The sequence below is a fragment of the Ruminococcus sp. 210702-SL.1.03 genome (assembly GCF_020559915.1).
Taxonomy (GTDB): domain Bacteria; phylum Bacillota; class Clostridia; order Oscillospirales; family Ruminococcaceae; genus YE71.
Genome location: NZ_JAJCLZ010000012.1, coordinates 1 through 18173, shown reverse-complemented (window position 1 = coordinate 18173; position 18173 = coordinate 1). Strand labels below are relative to the sequence as shown.

Sequence of the window (18173 nt, the reverse complement as noted above, 5' to 3'; positions counted from 1 at the left end):
GTCAGCAGTACATATTTTAGTACAGTAAAAAAGCGCACTTACCGTTGCTCGGCAGGTGCGCTTGAGTTGTTTATATTCACTTTTTTATCTTGCTCCAGTAGGCTTTTGCCGCCTGCTCGTTCTTGTTTTCGCCAAAATTGTAGTAAACGCGGTCTTTCAAAGCGTCAGGCAGATATTGCTGCTTTACCCAGTGGTTAGGATAATCGTGCGGATACAGATAATGCTGACCCTTGACCTTCGCTTCCGCTCCGTCGAAATGTTTGTTTTGAAGTTGTCGAGGAAAATCGAGCGCTCCGCAGGTCTTTAGATCCTGCAATGCGGCGTCGATGGCGGCTTCGGCGCTGTTGGATTTCGGCGCAGTCGCGAGAAGTATCACCGCTTCGGCGAGGGGGATGCGTGCTTCGGGCAAGCCCAGCTGCATGGCGCTGTCAACGCAGGATTTCACGATGCTCGCCGCCTGCGGGTAGGCAAGACCAATATCCTCGCTCGCGATGACGAGCAAACGGCGCGAGAGCGAGATAATATCGCCCGCTTCAATAAGGCGCGCGGCGTAGTGCAGTGCGGCGTTTTCGTCCGAACCGCGGATAGACTTTTGCAGAGCCGAGAGAATATCGTAATGCTGGTCGCCGCCGCGGTCGTAGCGCATATTGCTGCGCTGAGTGAGCGCCGCCGCGTTTTCAAGCGAAACTGAGATAGTCTGCCCATCGTTATCGGCGGAAAGCACGCAAAGCTCTACGGTATTTATCGACTTTCGCACATCGCCGCCGCAGCCGCTCGCGATATGTTCGCAAACGCCGTCTTCCAGCGCAAGCTTCAAGCCCCACTCGTCGGCAAGAAATTTAAAAGCGCGCTGAATGGCGGGCACGGCTTCCTGCGGGGTGACGGGCTTGAATTCAAAGACGGTAGAGCGGCTGATTATCGCGTTATAGACGTAAAAATACGGATTTTCGGTGGTGGAGGAGATGAGCGTTATGCTGCCGTCCTCAATGTATTCGAGCAGCGACTGCTGCTGTTTTTTGTTGAGGTACTGAATCTCGTCGAGGTAGAGCAGCACGCCGCTGCACCCCAAGATAGAGTGCGAATCGGCTATCACCTGCTTGATGTCAGCGGTGGAGGCGGAAGTGCCGTTGAGCTTGTGCAGCATCATATTTGTATTTTCGGCGATTATCCGCGCAACGGTTGTCTTGCCCACGCCCGAAGGGCCGTAGAATATCATATTCGGTATCCTGCCGCCGTCGATTATCTTTCTCAGCGGTCTGCCCTCGGCGAGCAGGTCGCGCTGACCCACTACTTCGTCAAGCGTTTTCGGGCGTATTCTTTCGGCAAGCGGTGCTGCCATAAGTGCTCAGTCCTTTCAAATATACATTAAGGCAACACCGCACAACTACCGCCTAGCGGATTTGTGCACACAATAGTTGTGCAGTATTGCCTATAAATAGTATAGCATATTTCCGCGGCAATTGCAAGGGCGAACGGCGCGCGGCGGAAAAGCATACTATATAAACGGGGGGTGCTGACGTGAACGCCTGCGAGATCACGGCCGCCGTCACCGCGCTCGCCAACGCGATAGCCTGCCGCTTGGACGATGAAGAGCTTGCCCTGCTGGGCGCTGTGCTCACTCAGCTTGGCGACACTCTTGAGACCATCTCGGCGGGGCGCACCATGCAGGCGAAATGCTGCGGCGATGTCGGCAAATAAGCAAACGCTTCGGGTATTAGAAAACCGAAGCGTTTTTGCGTTGATAAGTTACTTTCTGTTTTTCGGGATAAGATAGCCCGCGGCGTCAATGCCGGTATTTTCCTGCTGGGCAGGCTCTTCTGACGTATCCGAAGTATCTTCCTCTTCGCCGTCAATATCGTCTGCGTCGTCAAGCAAAGCGCCGTTTTCGAGAAAGTCGGCGTAATCTTCCGATACTTCCTCGATTATACCGCGAAGCTGCTCTACGCCCTCTAGCGTTACCGCCGAGAAAGGCACGCAGGTGATGTCCTCGAAGTATGGTATCTCTTCGGCGAAAGCCGCCATTCGCTCTTCCCTCTCGCGCTTGTTCAGCTTGTCCGCCTTGGTGAATACTATTATAAAAGGCAGCTCTCTTTCTATAAGGAAATTTATCATTTGCAGATCGTCCCTGCTGGGGGCGTGGCGCATATCTATAAGCTGTATCACAAGCTCGAGATCGCGGCGGTCGTCCTCAAGATAGCCGCCTATAAGGTTGCTCCAGCCGCGTTTTTCGCCCTTAGAGACCTTTGCGTAGCCGTAGCCGGGCAGGTCTACAAGGTAGATATTATCGAGCGTGAAGAAGTTTATCGTGACCGTTTTGCCGGGCACTGAGCTTACTCGCGCTATGGATTTGCGGTTCAGCAGCTTATTTATCAGCGTAGATTTTCCCACATTCGACCTGCCCGAAAAGCATATCTCGCCGCGGTCTGAGGGCGGCATTTGCGAAAGCTTGCCGAAAGATGTGAGAAATTCAGCCTTAGAAAAATTCATGTTTACGCCCTCCCTGTTTCGGCGGCTTCGGCCGGCTCGGCAGGCTCGGTGTGCTCAGAGCGCTTGGCGCGGGGCTTTCTTTTCTTGGGCTTTTCGTCAGCGCCGCTCTTTTCACCCGCCATCAGCGCTACTGCGAGCACGTCCTCGATCTTATCAGCGAGCACGAACTGCACCTCTTCGCGCACCTTTTCGTCAACGTCGTCGAGGTCACCCTTATTGCCCTGCGGTATTATAACCGTCTGCATACCAGCCTTGTACGCCGCCATGGTCTTTTCGCGCAGACCGCCTATCGGCAGAACCTTGCCCGTAAGGGTTATCTCGCCCGTCATCGCAACGTCTGAGCGCACTTTTATACCGCTGAGCGCGGAAACCAGCGCGGTTATCATCGTAACGCCTGCCGAAGGGCCGTCCTTAGGAACAGCGCCCTCGGGAGCGTGGATATGTATATCTTTTTTCTCGTAAAAATCAGCGTCGTAGCCGTAAGCCTTTGCGAGGCGGCGGGCGTTGCTGACAGCCAGCGTTGCCGACTCTTTCATGACGTCGCCGAGCGAACCTGTAAGCGTGACCTTGCCCTTGCCGTCGAGAATGAGGGCTTCAACGGGCAGGATAACTCCGCCTACGCTTGTCCACGCAAGGCCGTTTACGCAGCCGACCGCAGGCTTTTTGGAGAAATAATCATCGGTAAATTTCTTGTGACCGAGGTACTCCTCGATATTGGCAGCCTTTATGCTGACCTTTTTCTCGCCGGTAACGAGCTTTTTAGCTGCTTTGCGGCATAGCGAACCAATCTCGCGCTCGAGGGTACGCACGCCCGCCTCGCGAGTATAGCTGTCGATCAGCGAGTAGATAGCGCTGTCGGCAAGGCGAAGCTGCGAAGCCTTTATGCCGTGCTTTTTGAGCTGTTTCGGCAGCAGGTGCTCTTTCGCGATGTGGAATTTCTCCTCGCGCGTATAGCTGGAAAGCTCTATCAGCTCCATTCTGTCGAGCAGCGGGGCGGATATTGCGGAGGTGTTGTTCGCCGTGGTGATGAAAAGCACGTTGCTGAGGTCGAACGGTATCTCGGTATAGTGGTCGCGGAACTGGCTGTTCTGCTCAGAATCGAGCACCTCGAGCATTGCGGACGAGGGGTCGCCGCGGAAATCGTTCGCCATCTTATCTATCTCATCGAGCAGCATTACGGGGTTGGAAGTTCCCGCCTGCTTCAGCGCCATAATTATCCTGCCGGGCATAGCGCCGAGGTAGGTCTTTCTATGGCCGCGAATATCGCTTTCATCGCGCACGCCGCCGAGCGAAACGCGGACGAATTTTCTGCCGAGTGCGCGGGCGATAGACTTTGCCACGCTGGTCTTGCCGACTCCCGGAGGGCCTGAAAGGCAGATTATCTGTCCCTTAACGTCGGGCGTAAGCTCGCGAACGGCTATGTTTTCAAGAATCCTATCCTTGACTTTGCGGATACCGTAGTGGTCTTCATCGAGAATTTTCGCAGCCGAATCTATATCGGTAACGTCCTCGCTAGTGGTATCCCAAGGCAGTGAAAGGCATACATCGAGATAAGAGCGCAGCAGAGCCGCCTCCTGCGAATAGGATGGCGTTTTGGCAAGGCGCTCGATCTCCTCTGCAAGTCGCGCGCGGGCGTCATCAGAGATATTGTGAACAGCGGCGAGCTTTTCGCGGTAAGCGGCGCACTCCTCGCTGTCCGACTGATAATCGTCGTCCTCGCCAAGCTCTTCTTTCAGCACGCGTATCTGCTCACGGATATAATAATCGCGCTGACCCTGATTTATCGACTCATGCACCTTAGCGTGCACCTGAGCTTCCAGACGTACAATATCAGCCTCAGAAGCGAGCACCTCGGCAAGCTTCATCAGCTTTTCGCCGCATGAGGGCAGCTCATGAAGCTCCTGACGATTAACAGGCGATATATTCGGCAGTTGGACAAGCGTTTCGTAAAGCTCATACGGATCTCTTATCGCGAAAACTGCGCGTTCTTCATCGGAAAGCGGCTTATTCATAGCGTCGAGCAGCTCGCCGAAGCTGTCGAGAACTTCGTGCATTATCGCCTGTATCTGGTGCTCGTTGAGAGGATCCTCCTCATAATCGAGCACGCGGCGGGCTGTTGCGGAAAATCCGGCACCCACAGCAGAAAAATCCTCCAGCTCAGCGCGTGCGCAGCCGATGATGTAGCAACGGTGCACGCTGCCATTAGTTTCCACCGCCTGTTTCACATAGGCGATAGTGCCCACATGGCAGAGGTCGGCGGCGGAAGGCTTTTCCTCCAGAGAGTCTTTCTGCATAGTTATAAAGACGTAACCGTCGTTTTTAAGAGCGCGTTTTACCGAATAAACGGTCCTGCGGCGCGCGACATCTATATTAGTTTCCTCGCCGGGCAGCACCACCACGTCCCTAGCGGGGATGCAGGGAAGTTCAAAACTTTCGCCCAGCGGAAAATTTTTATCAAATTCGTTGTAATCAAACTCCTGTTTCATGTTTACACCTCTCAGCATTTATTTTGCCGAAGCCCGCAGATGAGCGAGCGGTCAGTTTTTAAGTCGGTAATAATATAATACCACATTTTCTGTAATATTTCAAGCAGCAGGAAAAAATTTATAGAACAAAAAGGTATCCGCATCATATCGGATACCTTTGTTAGCTAAAATAAATTTATAGCGCAATTAGTCTGCAACGTAAGGCAGCAGAGCAAGGTGACGCGCTCTCTTGATAGCCGAAGTAAGCTCTCTCTGGTGGTAAGCGCAAGTACCGGTAACTCTGCGAGGAAGGATCTTTCCTCTTTCGGTCATGCACTTTCTGAGCTTAGCAATATCCTTATAATCGATCTTTTCAGCTCTGTCTACGCAGAACATACAAACCTTCTTGCGGCCTCTCTTCATAGGTCTTGAATTTCTTTCCATGTCAATCCTCCTAACCGGAAATACCAATTAATTTAAATGCAACAATTTGTCAGAAAGGAACGCCATCGTCGCTGAATACCTCGAAGTCCTGAATATCGCCGATATTCATAGGATCATCGGGCTGGGGTCTGCCGCTCTGATAATTATTCTGCTGCGGCGCAGGCTGCTGCTGATAAGAACCCTGATAGCTGTTATTCTGCTGGTAAGAGGGCTGCTGCTGATAACCGCCCTGGTAACCGCCCTGCTGCTTAGGCTCGCCTGTAAACGAAGCTTCGTCTACATAGACCTCGGTAACGTAATGTTTAGTACCGTTTTTATCATCATAGGTGCGGGTACGGAGATTTCCGACTACGGCGATCATTCTGCCTTTGCCGAAATAGCGATTTATAAACTCTGCCTGCTGGCGCCATGCTACGCAGGTGATGAAATCAGCCTGACGTTCTTCGCCCTGGCGGACAAAGCTGCGGTCTACCGCAATAGAGAATGTGAGCACGGAAACGCCGCTCGGAGTAGTTTTAAGCTCCAGATCGCGCGTGATCCTGCCCATGAGAATAACTTTATTCAGCATGATCTATCTTCCTTTCTCGGCCCTCTGCGCGCGGCGCAAAGAGCAGGTTTTTCCCTAAAGGTTACCGACTTACTGTACAGTAACGAGGAAACGCAGAACGCCGTCGGTGATACCGAGTACACGCTCGAGCTCAGCAGGGAAAGAAGTTACGGAAGTAAAGTTCCAGAGAACGTAGTTACCCTCTGCCTCGTAGTTGATCTCGTAAGCAAGCTTTCTCTTGCCCCAGTCGTTCATAGTAACGTCAGTTGCATTTGCCTTGATAAGTTCATCGAACTTTTCGGTAAGAGCCTTAACGTTCTCTTCGCCGCTCTTAGAGCTGAATACTACTACTGCTTCGTACTTTTCATTGATCTTCGCCATTTTAAATGACACCTCCTTGTGGATATTAAGCCCGCATTTGCGAGCAAGGGTCAGCGGAAAACCGCCGGCTGCACATAAAGACAGCAATATTATTATAACAAAACCGCGCCAACTTGTCAAGAGCGGGCGCGGCGGTATTCGTAAATTTTTTGTTAACTCAGAACAATATCGTCAGCACGAGCAGAAAAACAAGGCTCACTGCCACTGCGGAAACGCCCGCGATTATCACCTTAGCCCACGATGTTCCGCCCGACTGCGCTATCTTTGCGCGAATCTCGTTCTCCGATAAGTCGGTCTGCGAGCGGATATTCTGAATGTCGTTCCGTGCCTGTTTGTAGTACCAGTAATTGGCGTACAGGCAGGCGAATATGCCCATGAGCGTCGCGGCTATTTGGGCGATGTTGCAAATGTTGAGGAACGCCTGCGACTTGATATTGAAGGGCATATTGAAGAAGACCATGCCCAGCACGCCCGACTGACCGTAAAGTATCAAGGTGGGAATAGCCGTCAGAAACCATAGCAGCATGAACAAAATTCCCTTTTTATACATTTTGCGGTAAAAGAAATAGTACTGCGGGAAGAAAAGCGCCGCTATATTCATCGAAGTTTTCGAGCCTGTCTTGGCAAATTTCACGAAGTTTGCGATCAACGAGAGCGAGCGTCTGCCCGCGTAATCGAAGAAATCGCCCAAACGTATGCCGTCTATGTCTGACTCTTCGGTGAGCTTAACGGGCTGAACGGGTATGCCAAAATTGAAACCGTTCGAGAAGCCCTGCTGGTTTTGCTGATCCTGCCCGCTCTGCGCGTCGGCGTTCGGCTGGCTGTAATTGAAGAAGCCGTTTTGATTCGGTTGTTCTTCGGACTGGTCGGACTGGTCGGACTGAGCCTGCGTGCCATTGAAGGGACGCGCTTCGTTCCTGCCCTGCGCGAGCGGCATTCCGCACTCAACGCAGAACATCGTGCCGGGGTCGTTCTCGGTCCCGCAGCGTATGCAGCGTATCGGTTCGCCGTGTGAGGCGGCTTCGAGCCTTTCGTTTTCCATCTTTTCGCTCCAGCTCATGCCTGACTCATGCAGCTCGTGGTTTATGCACTCGCCATTTTTATCCCAGCAGGCGCGATGGTAGGGCGTGCCGCAGTCGGGGCACACGACTATGTCGTCGCCGTCTTTGAACATTTCGCCGCAGACCGAGCATTTTGCGCCAATATATTTTGTCATCTTTACTTTCCTTTCCACGCGGAAGGTCGCCGACCGCGCACATTTACTTAGTTTTATTATACCACATTTTTTCGCGAATGTGAACCCCTTTTTAAAAATTTTTCACCGCCGTAATCTGAAATTATGGTATCAAACAAATGACAGATCTGTGTCAAGAGGAAAAATGTGCCTAAGGTATACCTTATAAATAAGCTATTTTTCGGGCGGCAAGATCCGCATCGTTACGCCTCTGAAAACCGTCTTGCAGAGGTATTCGGCGATAAGGGCGCTGTATTCCTCCGCCGCGACCTTTCCGCCGCATCCGAGCAGTTCGTAGACCACGCTTCCCTCCTGAACGTTCATGCCCATCGGCAAAAGACCGCCGCGCAGGTAAAAATCACGGAGCTTTACACGTTCGTCGTAATTATCGGCAGCGGGGTCTAAGCTCTCTATCGCGAGGAAAAAGCGTCTGCCGGCGTAGTGCTTACGGGCAAGTTTCAGAGCGCGAGCGCCCAGTCCCGTTCCGCGGAAATCTTTTTTGACTGCGAAATAGAAAACATAGGAGAGATCGGCATGATTTACAACGTACATCAGACCCGCAAATCTGCCGTCGGCGTAGATACCCCAGTTATCGGCGTTTGCATTGCTGGCTTTTTTAGCGAGAAAAAGCCACGGCGCACGTTCCTCGGGCGGAAAAGCTTCAAAATACAGCGCCGCCGCGCGGGCATTCTCCACAATACCGCGAATTTTCTTCATTTTTATAGCACGCACCTGCTTTCAAATTTTAATAATAATTGTATCACAAGCGCGGCGAGATGTCAAGCAAATGGGAAAATGTGCGGCAAGCTTTGGGTAAAATTCAGAAAAACTTTACAAACATAGCGGGATAGTATGATATAATATAATTTGGTTTATTACGAATTTTACAAAAAACACGCGAAAGGACGAAAAAATATGAGCGAAAAAAAAGTACACAATTACGATGGGCTGAGCTTCACCACCCGCGCTATCCACGTCGGCAACGAGCCTGATCCCGGCACGGGCGCTATAGAGCCTGCTATCAACATGGCGAACAGCTTCCTGCTTCCCTACGACCCTTCTACCATGAACTGGTCGGCTTCCGAGGACAAGATCTACACCCGCAACGGCGGCGTAAATCAGGGTCTGCTGGAGAAAAAGATCGCTAATCTTGAGGGCGGCGAGGACTGCGTAGTTCTGGCGAGCGGCGTTGCGGCGCTTTCCGCGCTTTTCTTCACCAAGCTGAAAAAGGGCGACCACGTTATCTTCTCCACCGTTACATATATCGCCACTTACCGCATTTTCAACGAGCTTTGGACTGAAAAATGGGGCATCGAAACCTCGATAGTTGACTGCACAGACCTCGAAAAGGTAAAGGCAGCAATTAAGCCGAATACCAAGCTTATCCATTTTGAGACTCCCGGCAACCCGACCCTCTGCATCTGCGACATCGAAGGCATCGTAAAGCTGGCGCACGAGCACGGAATTCTCGTTTCGGCGGACAACACGTTCTCTTCGCCCTACAACACCCGTCCGCTGGAGTACGGCGTTGACTTTGTTGTGGAAAGCCTTACCAAATACATCAACGGTCACGGCGACTCGATGGGCGGCGCAATAATCGGCAACCACGAGGACATGGACAAGATCCGCTATCAGGCACAGGTAAATATTGGCGGCGTTATCAGCCCGTTCAACGCATGGCTCATCATGCGCGGCGCGGTTACTTTCCCGCTGAGAATGCAGGTGCACAACGACAACGCGCTCGCCATCGCCGAGTGGCTCGAGAAGCAGCCTTGCGTAAGCTTCGTTGCGTACCCCGGTCTGAAGAGCCATAAGGGTCACGAGCTTGCTGTAAAGCAGATGAAGAACGGCTTCGGTGGTGTGCTTTCATTTGGTCTGAAGGGCGAGCACGATCTCTACAACAGAGTCGTAACTCATCTTAATATTTTCACATCGGCTGTATCGCTGGGACATGACGCCAGCCTTATCGTGTTCCTCGGCGAGGACGACGAGAGAATGTACCTCTATCCGCAGGAATTCCACGGCGGATTCTACCGCGTAGCTATCGGTATCGAGGACAAGAAAGACCTCATTGACGACCTCCGTCAGGCGTTCAAGGCAGAGGGTCTGGAGACCGTAGACTAAGTTCATATTCTTATATAAAAGCAATAACCGCAGTTTTTCATCGACTGCGGTTTTTTTTTATGCTTCAATTTAATTGTACGATTTATTGGACTTGCTACAATTCAAATTAACTGTACTGAAATTCGTACTAGTGCACTACCGTGTTTTTAATTGTACAAATATTTGTACTAAAAAGTAAGCAAATTATCTGTACAAGAATCTGTACACTTTACTTGCAGAGCCAAATATGCGAGGAGTAAGGAGCAAGTTCGCTGCCGCCGCCAAAGTCGTGAGTTTCGCCGGTAACGAGGTCATCGGCAAGTCCGTAGCCTGCGTCGAAATGCGCAGTGAACGGCTGATCGTCGGCATTTATCGCGACAAACACGCGCTGACCCTCAAAATCGCGCTGGAGAACGCACTGCTTATTGGTAAGAACAGGTATCTTGATGTCGCCGTAGCAGAGCGCCTTAGTTTCGCGGTGAGCCTTTGCGAGCGCGGCGATGTGCGCGGTAAGCTCGTTGCTCTCGGGCTTATCGAACGAGGGACGAAGCGCGGGGTCGCCATCCTTTTTCTCAGCCTTTGCGCCCCACTCGCTGCCGTAGTAAACGCAGGGAATTCCGGGCATTCCGAATAGCAGCGTGTAGATGAGCGGCAGGTGGCGCGGCTCTGTGAGGATGCTCGCGACGCGGGTAACATCGTGGTTATCGGCGAAGCAAAGGAGGTGCATTCCGCGGTACTGGCACCAGTTTTCAGGGCCGAAACGGTTTTTCAGCGAGTGACAGATCTCGAACATATTCATCGAATTGAAGCTGGAGTACAGACCCTTGTAGCACTCATAATTGGTAGCAGAATGCAGCATTTCAGGATTTACCCAGCGTGAGTAATCGCCGTGAAGCAGCTCGCCGACGAGGAAAAAGTCTTCTTTAAGGCTGTCGGTGAACGAACGCAGGCGCTTGAGGAAGTCGAAATCAAGGCAGTAGGCAACGTCCAGGCGAATACCATCTATACCAAATTCTTCTATCCATCCCTTAACGGCGTTCAGAATATGGTCGGCGACAGCTGGATTGCGCAGGTTAAGCTTGACGAGGTCGTAATGACCCTCCCAGCCCTCGTACCACAGACCGTCGTTGTAGTTGCTGTTACCGTCGAAATTGATGTTGAACCAGTCCTTATAGGGCGAATCCCAGCGCTTCTCGACAACGTCGCGGAACTGCGGAAAGCCTCTGCCGACGTGATTGAAAACGCCGTCGAGCACGACCTTTATTCCCTGCTCATGCAGTGCGTCGCAGACCTTTTTGAAGTCCTCGTTCGTGCCGAGTCGGCAGTCGATCTTCGAATAATCGCGGGTGTTGTAGCCGTGTGTGTCCGACTCAAAAACTGGCGAAAAGTAAACTGCGTTGCAGCCGAGTTCCTTTATATGATCCACCCAGTCGAGCACTTTCAAGATGCGGTGCTCCTGCACGCCATCGTTTTCAAAAGGCGCGCCGCAAAATCCGAGCGGATATATCTGGTAAAATACGGCTTCATAGCCCCAATTTGTATTGTTGTTTCCCATTGTAATCATTCCCTTCGTGGTCTTGGCGGCGAAAAATTTTGCAGACTGAGAAAAGTTTTCGTCACCTTAACTATTATAGCACACTTTTACTTTAGATACAATTATCAAATCTGTACTTATTTTTCTCAACAGTTTTATTTAATATGCACAAATCAGCTTAGTGCAACGTCGAGCGACATCATTACCACGAAGCCTACCGCGAAAAAGACAGTTCCGATATTTGAGTGCGGCTTTTCGGACATTTCGGGGATAAGTTCCTCAACGACGACGTAGATCATCGCGCCCGCCGCGAAGCTGAGTAGATACGGCAAAACAGGCAATATCAGAGCGACGAGCAGCACTGTTATCACCGCGCCGATCGGCTCAACTACGCCCGACAGCACCCCGCAGGCGAACGCTTTTGGCTTGCTCATGCCCTCCGCACGGAGCGGCAGTGAGATTATCGCTCCCTCAGGGAAATTTTGTATCGCGATACCAAGCGAAAGCGCAAGCGCCCCCGCCGAGCTGATCGCGACATTGTCCGCCGCCAGCCCCGCGTACACTACGCCGACCGCCATACCCTCGGGGATATTGTGCAGAGTGACGGCGAGAACGAGCATTGTCGTGCGCTTTAAACGGCTGCGTTTGCCCTCTGGCTCGGTGGAATTCATATGCAGGTGTGGCACGATATGGTCTAACGTCAGCAAGAAAAGTATGCCGAGCGAGAAGCCGACCGCCGCGGGAATAAACGCCAGCCTGCCCATGCCGCTTTCTTGCTCCATCGCGGGGATAAGCAGGCTCCAGACCGAAGCGGCTGTCATCACGCCCGCCGCGAAGCCTGTCAGCGCGCGCTGAACGCCGAAATGCAGCGTTTTGCGCATGAAAAACACGCACGCCGCGCCGAGCGATGTGCCGAGAAAGGGTATGAGAATACCGCGAAAAATTTCAAAATTCATGTTATTACCTTTCCGTCAAATTGGTTTGCATACACTAACCCAATTACATCATAACATAATGCAGGTCGTTTGTCAATGCGCAAATTTACATAGTCTATAAAAAATAGCAGACGCACTGCTTTTGTGCAGTATGTCTGCTCCTATGATATAAAATCACAGCGATTTTCCAAGCTCGCAAGCCTGATTATCGTAATCAATTTTGGGTAGTTTAGAGTACCATGAGCAATGTGCCTGCCGCTATAAGTATACAGCCAATTACTGATTTAACAGTAAATTCCTCATGTAGAAAGATAAACGCGAGCACAAGTGTGATGACAACGCTGAGCTTATCTATCGGCACGACCTTTGAAATGCTGCCGAGCTGGATAGCCTTGTAGTAGCAGAGCCACGAAACGCCCGTCGCCAAGCCCGAAAGCACTAGAAACAGCCAACTTTTTCTGCCAATTTCAGAGATACCGCCCTGAGAATGGGTAATTAGCACCATCAGCCACGCCATCATGACCACCACAACAGTGCGTATCGCCGTCGCGAGATTTGAATTAACGCCGTCGATTCCGACCTTAGCAAGTATAGAGGTCAGCGCCGCAAAAATGGCTGACAGCAATGCGTATACAAGCCACATAATTACATCTCCGCTAGAAATAGTTTGTACAAACAGCAAACCGCTATGCACTCATAATAGTATAACACCGCAAATGCGAATTGTCAAGCGTTGCTTACGTGTACAGAAAAATGGACTGCTTCGGCATGCAGCAATCATCACTAATTATCAAGTAAGGTTAATACCGGTCACGTTTTTTCAAATACCAGAATTTTCTGCGCAAAAGTCTTCATGATCGGTATCCACGTCACGAGTTTGTACGCGGGGCTGAGCGTCCACATTCCGCGCAGGATATTGTCGTCCTTCACACGGCGAAAGCCTCTTCCCGCCTCGCCGAGGTCGTCGAAGCTGTTCGCGCCCCATTTGAATTTCGCGCCCGTTGCCTGAATCGAGCGCTCCAGGCTCTCTTTTTTGACAAATTTCGGGCACAGACACTCCATCATCACTGTCGCATTGTCGAAATTGTCGCGTATTATTGCGAGCATATCGCGCACCTGCTCGGCGGTGAGGTACATCGAAAGTCCCTCGATAACGAATAACATTTTGCCGCGCTTCTCGATCATTTGTGACCACGCTGGGTCGTAAGCTGAGCAAGCCACCGTCGATACCCTGCCCGTTTCGTGATAGACCGAATCGCGCACTTCGATGGTTTCGGGCAAGTCTAAATTATACCAGGTTATCCTGCTATTGTCCATGCGATAAAAACGCGTATCCAGTCCGCAGGCGATGTTTACGACCGTGCAGTCGGGATTTTTCGCTATAAAGTCGCCGACCAGCTCGTCAAAAACGATAGTTCTCGCGACAACTCCTCCGCTCATCGCCGCGTCATTCTGCGCATTGCTAAAATCATAGTCGAGTTTGGCAACTATTTCCTCAGCTTTTGCGTCATGAAATTTATGTTTCGGATCTTTACTGTACATCGCCCGAGCGTAAAAGCTCTGGAGCATGGTTTCTGCCGCGCCATTGAGCACAGGCTTGATTTTTTCACTCATTAGAACATCTCCGTTTTCAGTTTACAAGGTATCATGAAGCGTTTGCTCCCCTTCGTGACTTCCTCGCGTCCGGCAAGCCCGCGCTTCACCGCCTCACCAGTATATTCCTTCGGATAGATATAACGGCAGTTTGGATCGTCATTTCTGACCGCAAGCATAACCATAAGAAAGCACAGCAGAAAAAAGTACAACTTGCAGTGCTAATATTTACGATACCTCGTGATTTTTTCAGATACGCATTGCTTGTGTTAGCTTAAGCTAACTACATTTGGCAAAATAACTCTGCAATTTCACAAAATCATTATAGCACATTTTACTGTGATAGTCAAGTGTGCGGCGTCAGCATAGCAAACAGAATAGTGACTTAAAACGATCACATGCGAGATCGTTTTACTTAAATCGTTATATTTCTCCACGCTATTGCACTCTCTAAAATATATTTTAAATTTACTTTTCTGCCAATATATAATATACTATATCATTTTCTTTCATCAGTAACGATATGCTCGATACCAGTGTGTTCCCTGCTCAGATAGTCTTTCATAAAGCTCGGGAACGCCTTGTATTTATGCAGATCTTTTATCGGAAGCCAAGCTATATTTTCTTTCACACCAAATGTCATGCTATTGCTTTGAAGTTCCTGCGTTCCGCGTAGAAAACGCCCGTTTCTTCAAGCACCTCTCTTTTGACCGGTTCCTCGGCGCTCTCGCCCATGTGCACCCCGCCGCCGATCGAATAATAGTAATCCTCCGGCTCGTTTCCGGCAAACAAAACGCAGCCATTATCTCCTGCTTGATCATTCACTTCGAGCAGTTCAGCTCGGTGAACCTTTGTCAACAATTACGTCAATTGATCTTACGGCAACAAAAAACGCAGACGATATAAAAATCATCTGCGTTTGATAAAATGACCCGTACGGGAATTGAAAATCTCGGCGCACTTTTCATGACTTGTCGAGATATGCAGAAAAGCCCGAAAATACGGCATTTCAGAACAATACACAAAAATTCGTTTACGCTGTTTTTGGCTAAGTTTTTGCACCCTTAGCGGACAAATAGCGGACAAAAAACATTCGACATACCCTTGTATGATATTTCGATATGGAGGATAATTTTAGGAGCAGATACAAGAGTAAATAGATCACATACTCCTCAGAAAAAAGACTGTGCCAATTTGGAGACTTGACACCAATACTGTGACGATTACTCACTTCGATACTGATATTCATTATCCTGACAAGATTTCCAAACTTGTTAATTGGAAGCAGACCGACAGTTGCTATCAGAAAGCTGTTCTCAGTGGCGCTGCTGAGAAGATGCTCAGGCTGGAGAATTGCTTTGTCGGTATGGCGAGAGAGATCGTGTTTGAGTGTATGGTTTATATTTGATGTTCAACGGCTGTGCTTTCGGGTGCAGCCGTTTATATCACATGATTAAATATCTTGCTAGTCATAGAATAGTCATCTGTTTTAACGCCATTCATAACTAATATATCGGCAAAAGGAGTAACATTGTGTCCGAGCCTTTGTGCTAAATCGTGAATAATATCCTCAACATCATTCCCAAGTTTCTTTCCACAAAGAATATATAATCCTTTTATCTGATCTTTTTCATTTAATGTACTAATAGAAAACAAATACTTGTATACCAATTCTTGTAATTGATAAGAACGAATATTATCAGGTGTACTGAATTTTGCATCTATTATAATATAATCAGCTTTATCATTATTTTCGATTTTTAAAATATAGTCAGGAGTATAGGTTTTTCCACGGTTATTGTTATCTTTTTTAGCACTTGATGATGTGTTTCGAAATAAATATAATCCATTGAACGCTCTGCCATCACTATAGATAACAGGCTGAAAATACAATGTAAGTTTAGTAGCACCATTATTTAAAATAAATGTATTATTATATTTTGTATTCTCATAGTAACTATTATTCACATAATATGAAATACGTTTGGATTCTATTAAAGCATACTCAGTGTTCTCGGTTATATGGTGCAACATTTTTATCAGACAATAGTATTCGTATATTTTACTTGTAGAAATAAAGCTTAACAGCAACTCGTCTTTTCCAAGATCATAATTACCAACGGAAAACCACTTATTTATAACTGTATACACCTGTCTATAAGCGTTTATAGAACGAAACACAGGAGTAAAAACAGGCAGTGTTCTAACTGTGTCAGCTGAAATGCTGAATAGTTTGGTGTAAAAATAATACAATTGTTGATATTTATTTTGCAGAGATTTGAGAGATTCTATATATCCATTGATTCGTTTGATACTTCTTGAAAAAATTTGATACATGGAATCGATATATCCATCATGTGCAGAAGTTTTGCTTTTTAGATATGTTTTTTCCAGTAGACTTTTAATCATTAAATTGATCTCTGAGGCGAGGGTTTTTAAGAAACCAATAATAATACGGTTTTCATAAACATCATATGAATATGAGTTTCTCTCCACCAGAACTCTGTTTGGTTGATAATATTGATTATTATACCTTATTCCTGTGTCGTAATTAACGACTGCAAGTTCGTCAATATTATTGGTGATATATTGTATAGTTTTCTGTGAAACAGATTGTAGTTTGTCGAATGAATCTACTGCTTCTGTCCTTTCAAGCTTACAGTATGGATTGGTTTTCAGATACTGATATGATTTTTTATAAATTTCAACTGTTTTTTCCAAAAATGCTATTTTTGCCTCAAGAGATATGGTTTGATTGACTTTGATACCTGACATTATTGAAGAATGCTTGTGTTCTTCATAAAGATAATCCTCACAATTGTCGTATATATATTCTATCATATTTACAACGCCATTGTTAATTTCAGAATCTGACACCAGTACAGCAATACTTTTTGAGTAATACTGTTTTCCGTCTAACCACATTTCTATCTTAATAGCTCCGAAACTCTGCAAGAAAGGTCTGTCGCACCCTTTTAAACTGAATCGAATCCCTTCTGCACCTCCACCGCAGAATTCAGTATCATATGCTTCATCGTTAATATATACCTTTGATGGCATAGAAGTAGCACCTGACAATAAAAACGAATAAATATTGTCATTATATACTACCTCTTTGCCATTTGGTATATCAAAATAATCGCTTTCTTTGTCTGTTTTGAGTATTAATTCTATTTCTTCATGATACTTTGGTGTCAGTTTTAGTGTTATTGTATCCAAAGAAATCCCTCCTCACTCAAATCAGATACTGACAGTAACCCATATTCCGCTCCTGAGCATCAATTATCTTCATGACAGCATCTTCAGTCATGCTAAGGTTATACTCCTTGCACAACTGTTTCAGTGAGTCAAAGAAGCGTTCATAAACGGAATAATAACCATTGATTTTAGGCAGCAACTTTTGTACTACCGCAAAGTCAAGAGCCTTCTCTCTTGCAAGTGTGTTAGGCTCGTCCTCCATAATTTCTTGTGCTGACACCACATAATTCTTTATGCCTAATTGTGTACGGGGGCTAACGCTCATTCCATAGTCATTGAATAGCTTGTATATTTCTTTTATTCCTTTTTGTGTAATAGGATTCAACTCTGCCGTCTTTGAAAACGTCTTGACGAAATTGTCCCATGTGATTATCTCTGTTGACACAGATGAAGCATCATCATTATTTTTAGGTTCAACTTTTGGCAATTTTATGATGCAGGCTCTGTCAATAAGACGTGGAGACAGCGTTTCAGTAGTTTGATCCGTGTTGATTGTAGCAACAAATTTAAGCGTTTCAGGAACATATAATTCCCGCTCTGCACCTATATTTATGTACATATCATTCAATGATGATCTGTCCGTAAGACGCATAAAATCTGCCCAATAATACTCTATTGGACTGAGATTTGCCTCATCAAGCATAATTATAAACGGATACTTGGATTTATCTCTTTCTACATCAAGCACTCGAAGTGCATCATATATTTTGCCATTGCTCTTATCATATTTTCTTGTTAGAGGATTATAGTATCCGATAAGATCTCTCTTGGAAGACCAACCACGTTCTACTGATACAGAAACAAAACGGTTTAACTCTTCTCCATAATGTAACAAACCAAGAGTTTCAGCAACGATATTGCACATAGACGTTTTTCCTGTGCCAGGTTCACCTGAGAAAATAGTGATAAAGTTTTGGGCAATACTGATGTAAATATTGATTATGTCATTTCGGCTATACTCACGTCTTGACTTGACATAATTTACAATATAGTCTATGAGATCAGCATCACTTAATGCGGAAGGCGTAACTGAATTTATTCTGTCTATCTTTTCTTTATATTGCCTATCTTCTTCTTTTGTTTCCCATGAGGCTGCTTGCCTCATCATTTCATTTGAAATAAATGGATCAAATGCTAATGATATAGTATAATAAAACTTGACACTCCAACCTCAAAGAAGTAAAATAGAAAG

Annotated in this window: 18 protein-coding genes; 3 read left to right on the top strand and 15 right to left on the bottom strand. The window is 47.6% G+C overall.

Features of this window, described 5'->3' with window-relative positions:
- Positions 1-76: 76 nt before the first annotated feature.
- On the bottom strand, positions 77-1339 hold the full coding sequence (locus tag LI114_RS07845) for a replication-associated recombination protein A (protein ID WP_227220203.1): 1263 nt from the start codon (positions 1337-1339) through the stop codon (positions 77-79).
- A gap of 179 nt (positions 1340-1518) precedes the next feature.
- Here LI114_RS07845 and LI114_RS07840 point away from each other — a divergent pair, with 179 nt between their 5' ends.
- On the top strand, positions 1519-1698 hold the full coding sequence (locus LI114_RS07840) for a DUF6774 domain-containing protein (protein WP_227220202.1): 180 nt from the start codon (positions 1519-1521) through the stop codon (positions 1696-1698).
- A gap of 48 nt (positions 1699-1746) precedes the next feature.
- Here LI114_RS07840 and yihA read toward each other — a convergent pair whose 3' ends face one another.
- The 7 genes from yihA to LI114_RS07805 form a co-directional block, all read right to left on the bottom strand.
- The gene (gene yihA, locus LI114_RS07835; protein ID WP_022128588.1) at positions 1747-2487 is read right to left on the bottom strand and encodes a ribosome biogenesis GTP-binding protein YihA/YsxC; all 741 of its coding nucleotides are present in this window, start codon (positions 2485-2487) and stop codon (positions 1747-1749) included.
- A gap of 2 nt (positions 2488-2489) precedes the next feature.
- Positions 2490-4973 carry an endopeptidase La gene (gene lon, locus LI114_RS07830; protein WP_227220201.1) on the bottom strand — a complete coding sequence of 828 codons (2484 nt, stop codon included), beginning with the start codon at positions 4971-4973 and terminating at the stop codon, positions 2490-2492.
- A gap of 186 nt (positions 4974-5159) precedes the next feature.
- Positions 5160-5396 (bottom strand): 30S ribosomal protein S18, encoded by a 237-nt coding sequence (gene rpsR, locus LI114_RS07825; RefSeq protein ID WP_022128590.1) that lies wholly within the window; start codon positions 5394-5396, stop codon positions 5160-5162.
- A 49-nt stretch (positions 5397-5445) separates the two neighbouring features.
- Positions 5446-5964: a single-stranded DNA-binding protein gene (locus LI114_RS07820; protein WP_022128591.1), complete on the bottom strand. Its 519-nt coding sequence runs from the start codon at positions 5962-5964 to the stop codon at positions 5446-5448.
- Between the two features lie 69 nt (positions 5965-6033).
- A complete protein-coding gene (gene rpsF / locus LI114_RS07815) occupies positions 6034-6324 on the bottom strand; it encodes a 30S ribosomal protein S6 (protein ID WP_022128592.1) in 291 nt (96 codons plus the stop codon).
- A gap of 157 nt (positions 6325-6481) precedes the next feature.
- Positions 6482-7540 (bottom strand): RING finger protein, encoded by a 1059-nt coding sequence (locus tag LI114_RS07810; protein ID WP_227220200.1) that lies wholly within the window; start codon positions 7538-7540, stop codon positions 6482-6484.
- A 192-nt stretch (positions 7541-7732) separates the two neighbouring features.
- Positions 7733-8275, bottom strand: coding sequence for a GNAT family N-acetyltransferase (locus LI114_RS07805; RefSeq protein ID WP_227220199.1), 543 nt, complete (start codon positions 8273-8275; stop codon positions 7733-7735).
- Between the two features lie 198 nt (positions 8276-8473).
- On the opposite strand from LI114_RS07805, the gene LI114_RS07800 reads away from it, so the two are divergent.
- Positions 8474-9682 carry a trans-sulfuration enzyme family protein gene (locus LI114_RS07800; RefSeq protein WP_227220198.1) on the top strand — a complete coding sequence of 403 codons (1209 nt, stop codon included), beginning with the start codon at positions 8474-8476 and terminating at the stop codon, positions 9680-9682.
- Positions 9683-9890: 208 nt separating this feature from the next.
- On the opposite strand, the gene LI114_RS07795 is transcribed toward LI114_RS07800, so the two are convergent.
- The 5 genes from LI114_RS07795 to LI114_RS14305 all read right to left on the bottom strand — a co-directional run bounded on the left by LI114_RS07795 (position 9891) and on the right by LI114_RS14305 (position 14548).
- Complete coding sequence (locus tag LI114_RS07795; protein ID WP_227220197.1) at positions 9891-11216, bottom strand: alpha-amylase family glycosyl hydrolase; 1326 nt, start codon at positions 11214-11216, stop codon at positions 9891-9893.
- A gap of 152 nt (positions 11217-11368) precedes the next feature.
- Entirely contained in the window at positions 11369-12151 is a 783-nt protein-coding gene (locus tag LI114_RS07790) for a ZIP family metal transporter (RefSeq protein ID WP_227220196.1), read from the bottom strand.
- A gap of 208 nt (positions 12152-12359) precedes the next feature.
- Positions 12360-12773 (bottom strand): EamA family transporter, encoded by a 414-nt coding sequence (locus tag LI114_RS07785; RefSeq protein WP_227220195.1) that lies wholly within the window; start codon positions 12771-12773, stop codon positions 12360-12362.
- A gap of 167 nt (positions 12774-12940) precedes the next feature.
- Positions 12941-13744 carry a class I SAM-dependent methyltransferase gene (locus tag LI114_RS07780; protein WP_227220194.1) on the bottom strand — a complete coding sequence of 268 codons (804 nt, stop codon included), beginning with the start codon at positions 13742-13744 and terminating at the stop codon, positions 12941-12943.
- A 618-nt stretch (positions 13745-14362) separates the two neighbouring features.
- Positions 14363-14548 (bottom strand): NUDIX domain-containing protein, encoded by a 186-nt coding sequence (locus tag LI114_RS14305; protein ID WP_227220193.1) that lies wholly within the window; start codon positions 14546-14548, stop codon positions 14363-14365.
- 361 nt (positions 14549-14909) lie between these two features.
- On the opposite strand from LI114_RS14305, the gene LI114_RS07770 reads away from it, so the two are divergent.
- Positions 14910-15131 carry a hypothetical protein gene (locus LI114_RS07770; RefSeq protein ID WP_227220192.1) on the top strand — a complete coding sequence of 74 codons (222 nt, stop codon included), beginning with the start codon at positions 14910-14912 and terminating at the stop codon, positions 15129-15131.
- A 32-nt stretch (positions 15132-15163) separates the two neighbouring features.
- On the opposite strand, the gene LI114_RS07765 is transcribed toward LI114_RS07770, so the two are convergent.
- Positions 15164-16942, bottom strand: coding sequence for a DUF2357 domain-containing protein (locus LI114_RS07765; protein ID WP_227220191.1), 1779 nt, complete (start codon positions 16940-16942; stop codon positions 15164-15166).
- Positions 16943-16958: 16 nt separating this feature from the next.
- Positions 16959-18089, bottom strand: coding sequence for an AAA family ATPase (locus LI114_RS07760; protein WP_227220190.1), 1131 nt, complete (start codon positions 18087-18089; stop codon positions 16959-16961).
- Positions 18090-18173: the final 84 nt, after the last annotated feature.

What these genes read in the sequence shown, in the direction of transcription:
- rpsR (WP_022128590.1), bottom strand. Translation starts at nt 5,396, where the DNA reads ATGGAAAGAAATTCAAGACCTATGAAGAGAGGCCGCAAGAAGGTTTGT.
- lon (WP_227220201.1), bottom strand. Translation starts at nt 4,973, where the DNA reads ATGAAACAGGAGTTTGATTACAACGAATTTGATAAAAATTTTCCGCTG.
- LI114_RS07820 (WP_022128591.1), bottom strand. Translation starts at nt 5,964, where the DNA reads ATGCTGAATAAAGTTATTCTCATGGGCAGGATCACGCGCGATCTGGAG.
- rpsF (WP_022128592.1), bottom strand. Translation starts at nt 6,324, where the DNA reads ATGGCGAAGATCAATGAAAAGTACGAAGCAGTAGTAGTATTCAGCTCT.
- LI114_RS07805 (WP_227220199.1), bottom strand. Translation starts at nt 8,275, where the DNA reads ATGAAGAAAATTCGCGGTATTGTGGAGAATGCCCGCGCGGCGGCGCTG.
- yihA (WP_022128588.1), bottom strand. Translation starts at nt 2,487, where the DNA reads ATGAATTTTTCTAAGGCTGAATTTCTCACATCTTTCGGCAAGCTTTCG.
- LI114_RS07760 (WP_227220190.1), bottom strand. Translation starts at nt 18,089, where the DNA reads ATGATGAGGCAAGCAGCCTCATGGGAAACAAAAGAAGAAGATAGGCAA.
- LI114_RS07795 (WP_227220197.1), bottom strand. Translation starts at nt 11,216, where the DNA reads ATGGGAAACAACAATACAAATTGGGGCTATGAAGCCGTATTTTACCAG.
- LI114_RS07785 (WP_227220195.1), bottom strand. Translation starts at nt 12,773, where the DNA reads ATGTGGCTTGTATACGCATTGCTGTCAGCCATTTTTGCGGCGCTGACC.
- LI114_RS07780 (WP_227220194.1), bottom strand. Translation starts at nt 13,744, where the DNA reads ATGAGTGAAAAAATCAAGCCTGTGCTCAATGGCGCGGCAGAAACCATG.
- LI114_RS07790 (WP_227220196.1), bottom strand. Translation starts at nt 12,151, where the DNA reads ATGAATTTTGAAATTTTTCGCGGTATTCTCATACCCTTTCTCGGCACA.
- LI114_RS07845 (WP_227220203.1), bottom strand. Translation starts at nt 1,339, where the DNA reads ATGGCAGCACCGCTTGCCGAAAGAATACGCCCGAAAACGCTTGACGAA.
- LI114_RS07810 (WP_227220200.1), bottom strand. Translation starts at nt 7,540, where the DNA reads ATGACAAAATATATTGGCGCAAAATGCTCGGTCTGCGGCGAAATGTTC.
- LI114_RS07800 (WP_227220198.1), top strand. Translation starts at nt 8,474, where the DNA reads ATGAGCGAAAAAAAAGTACACAATTACGATGGGCTGAGCTTCACCACC.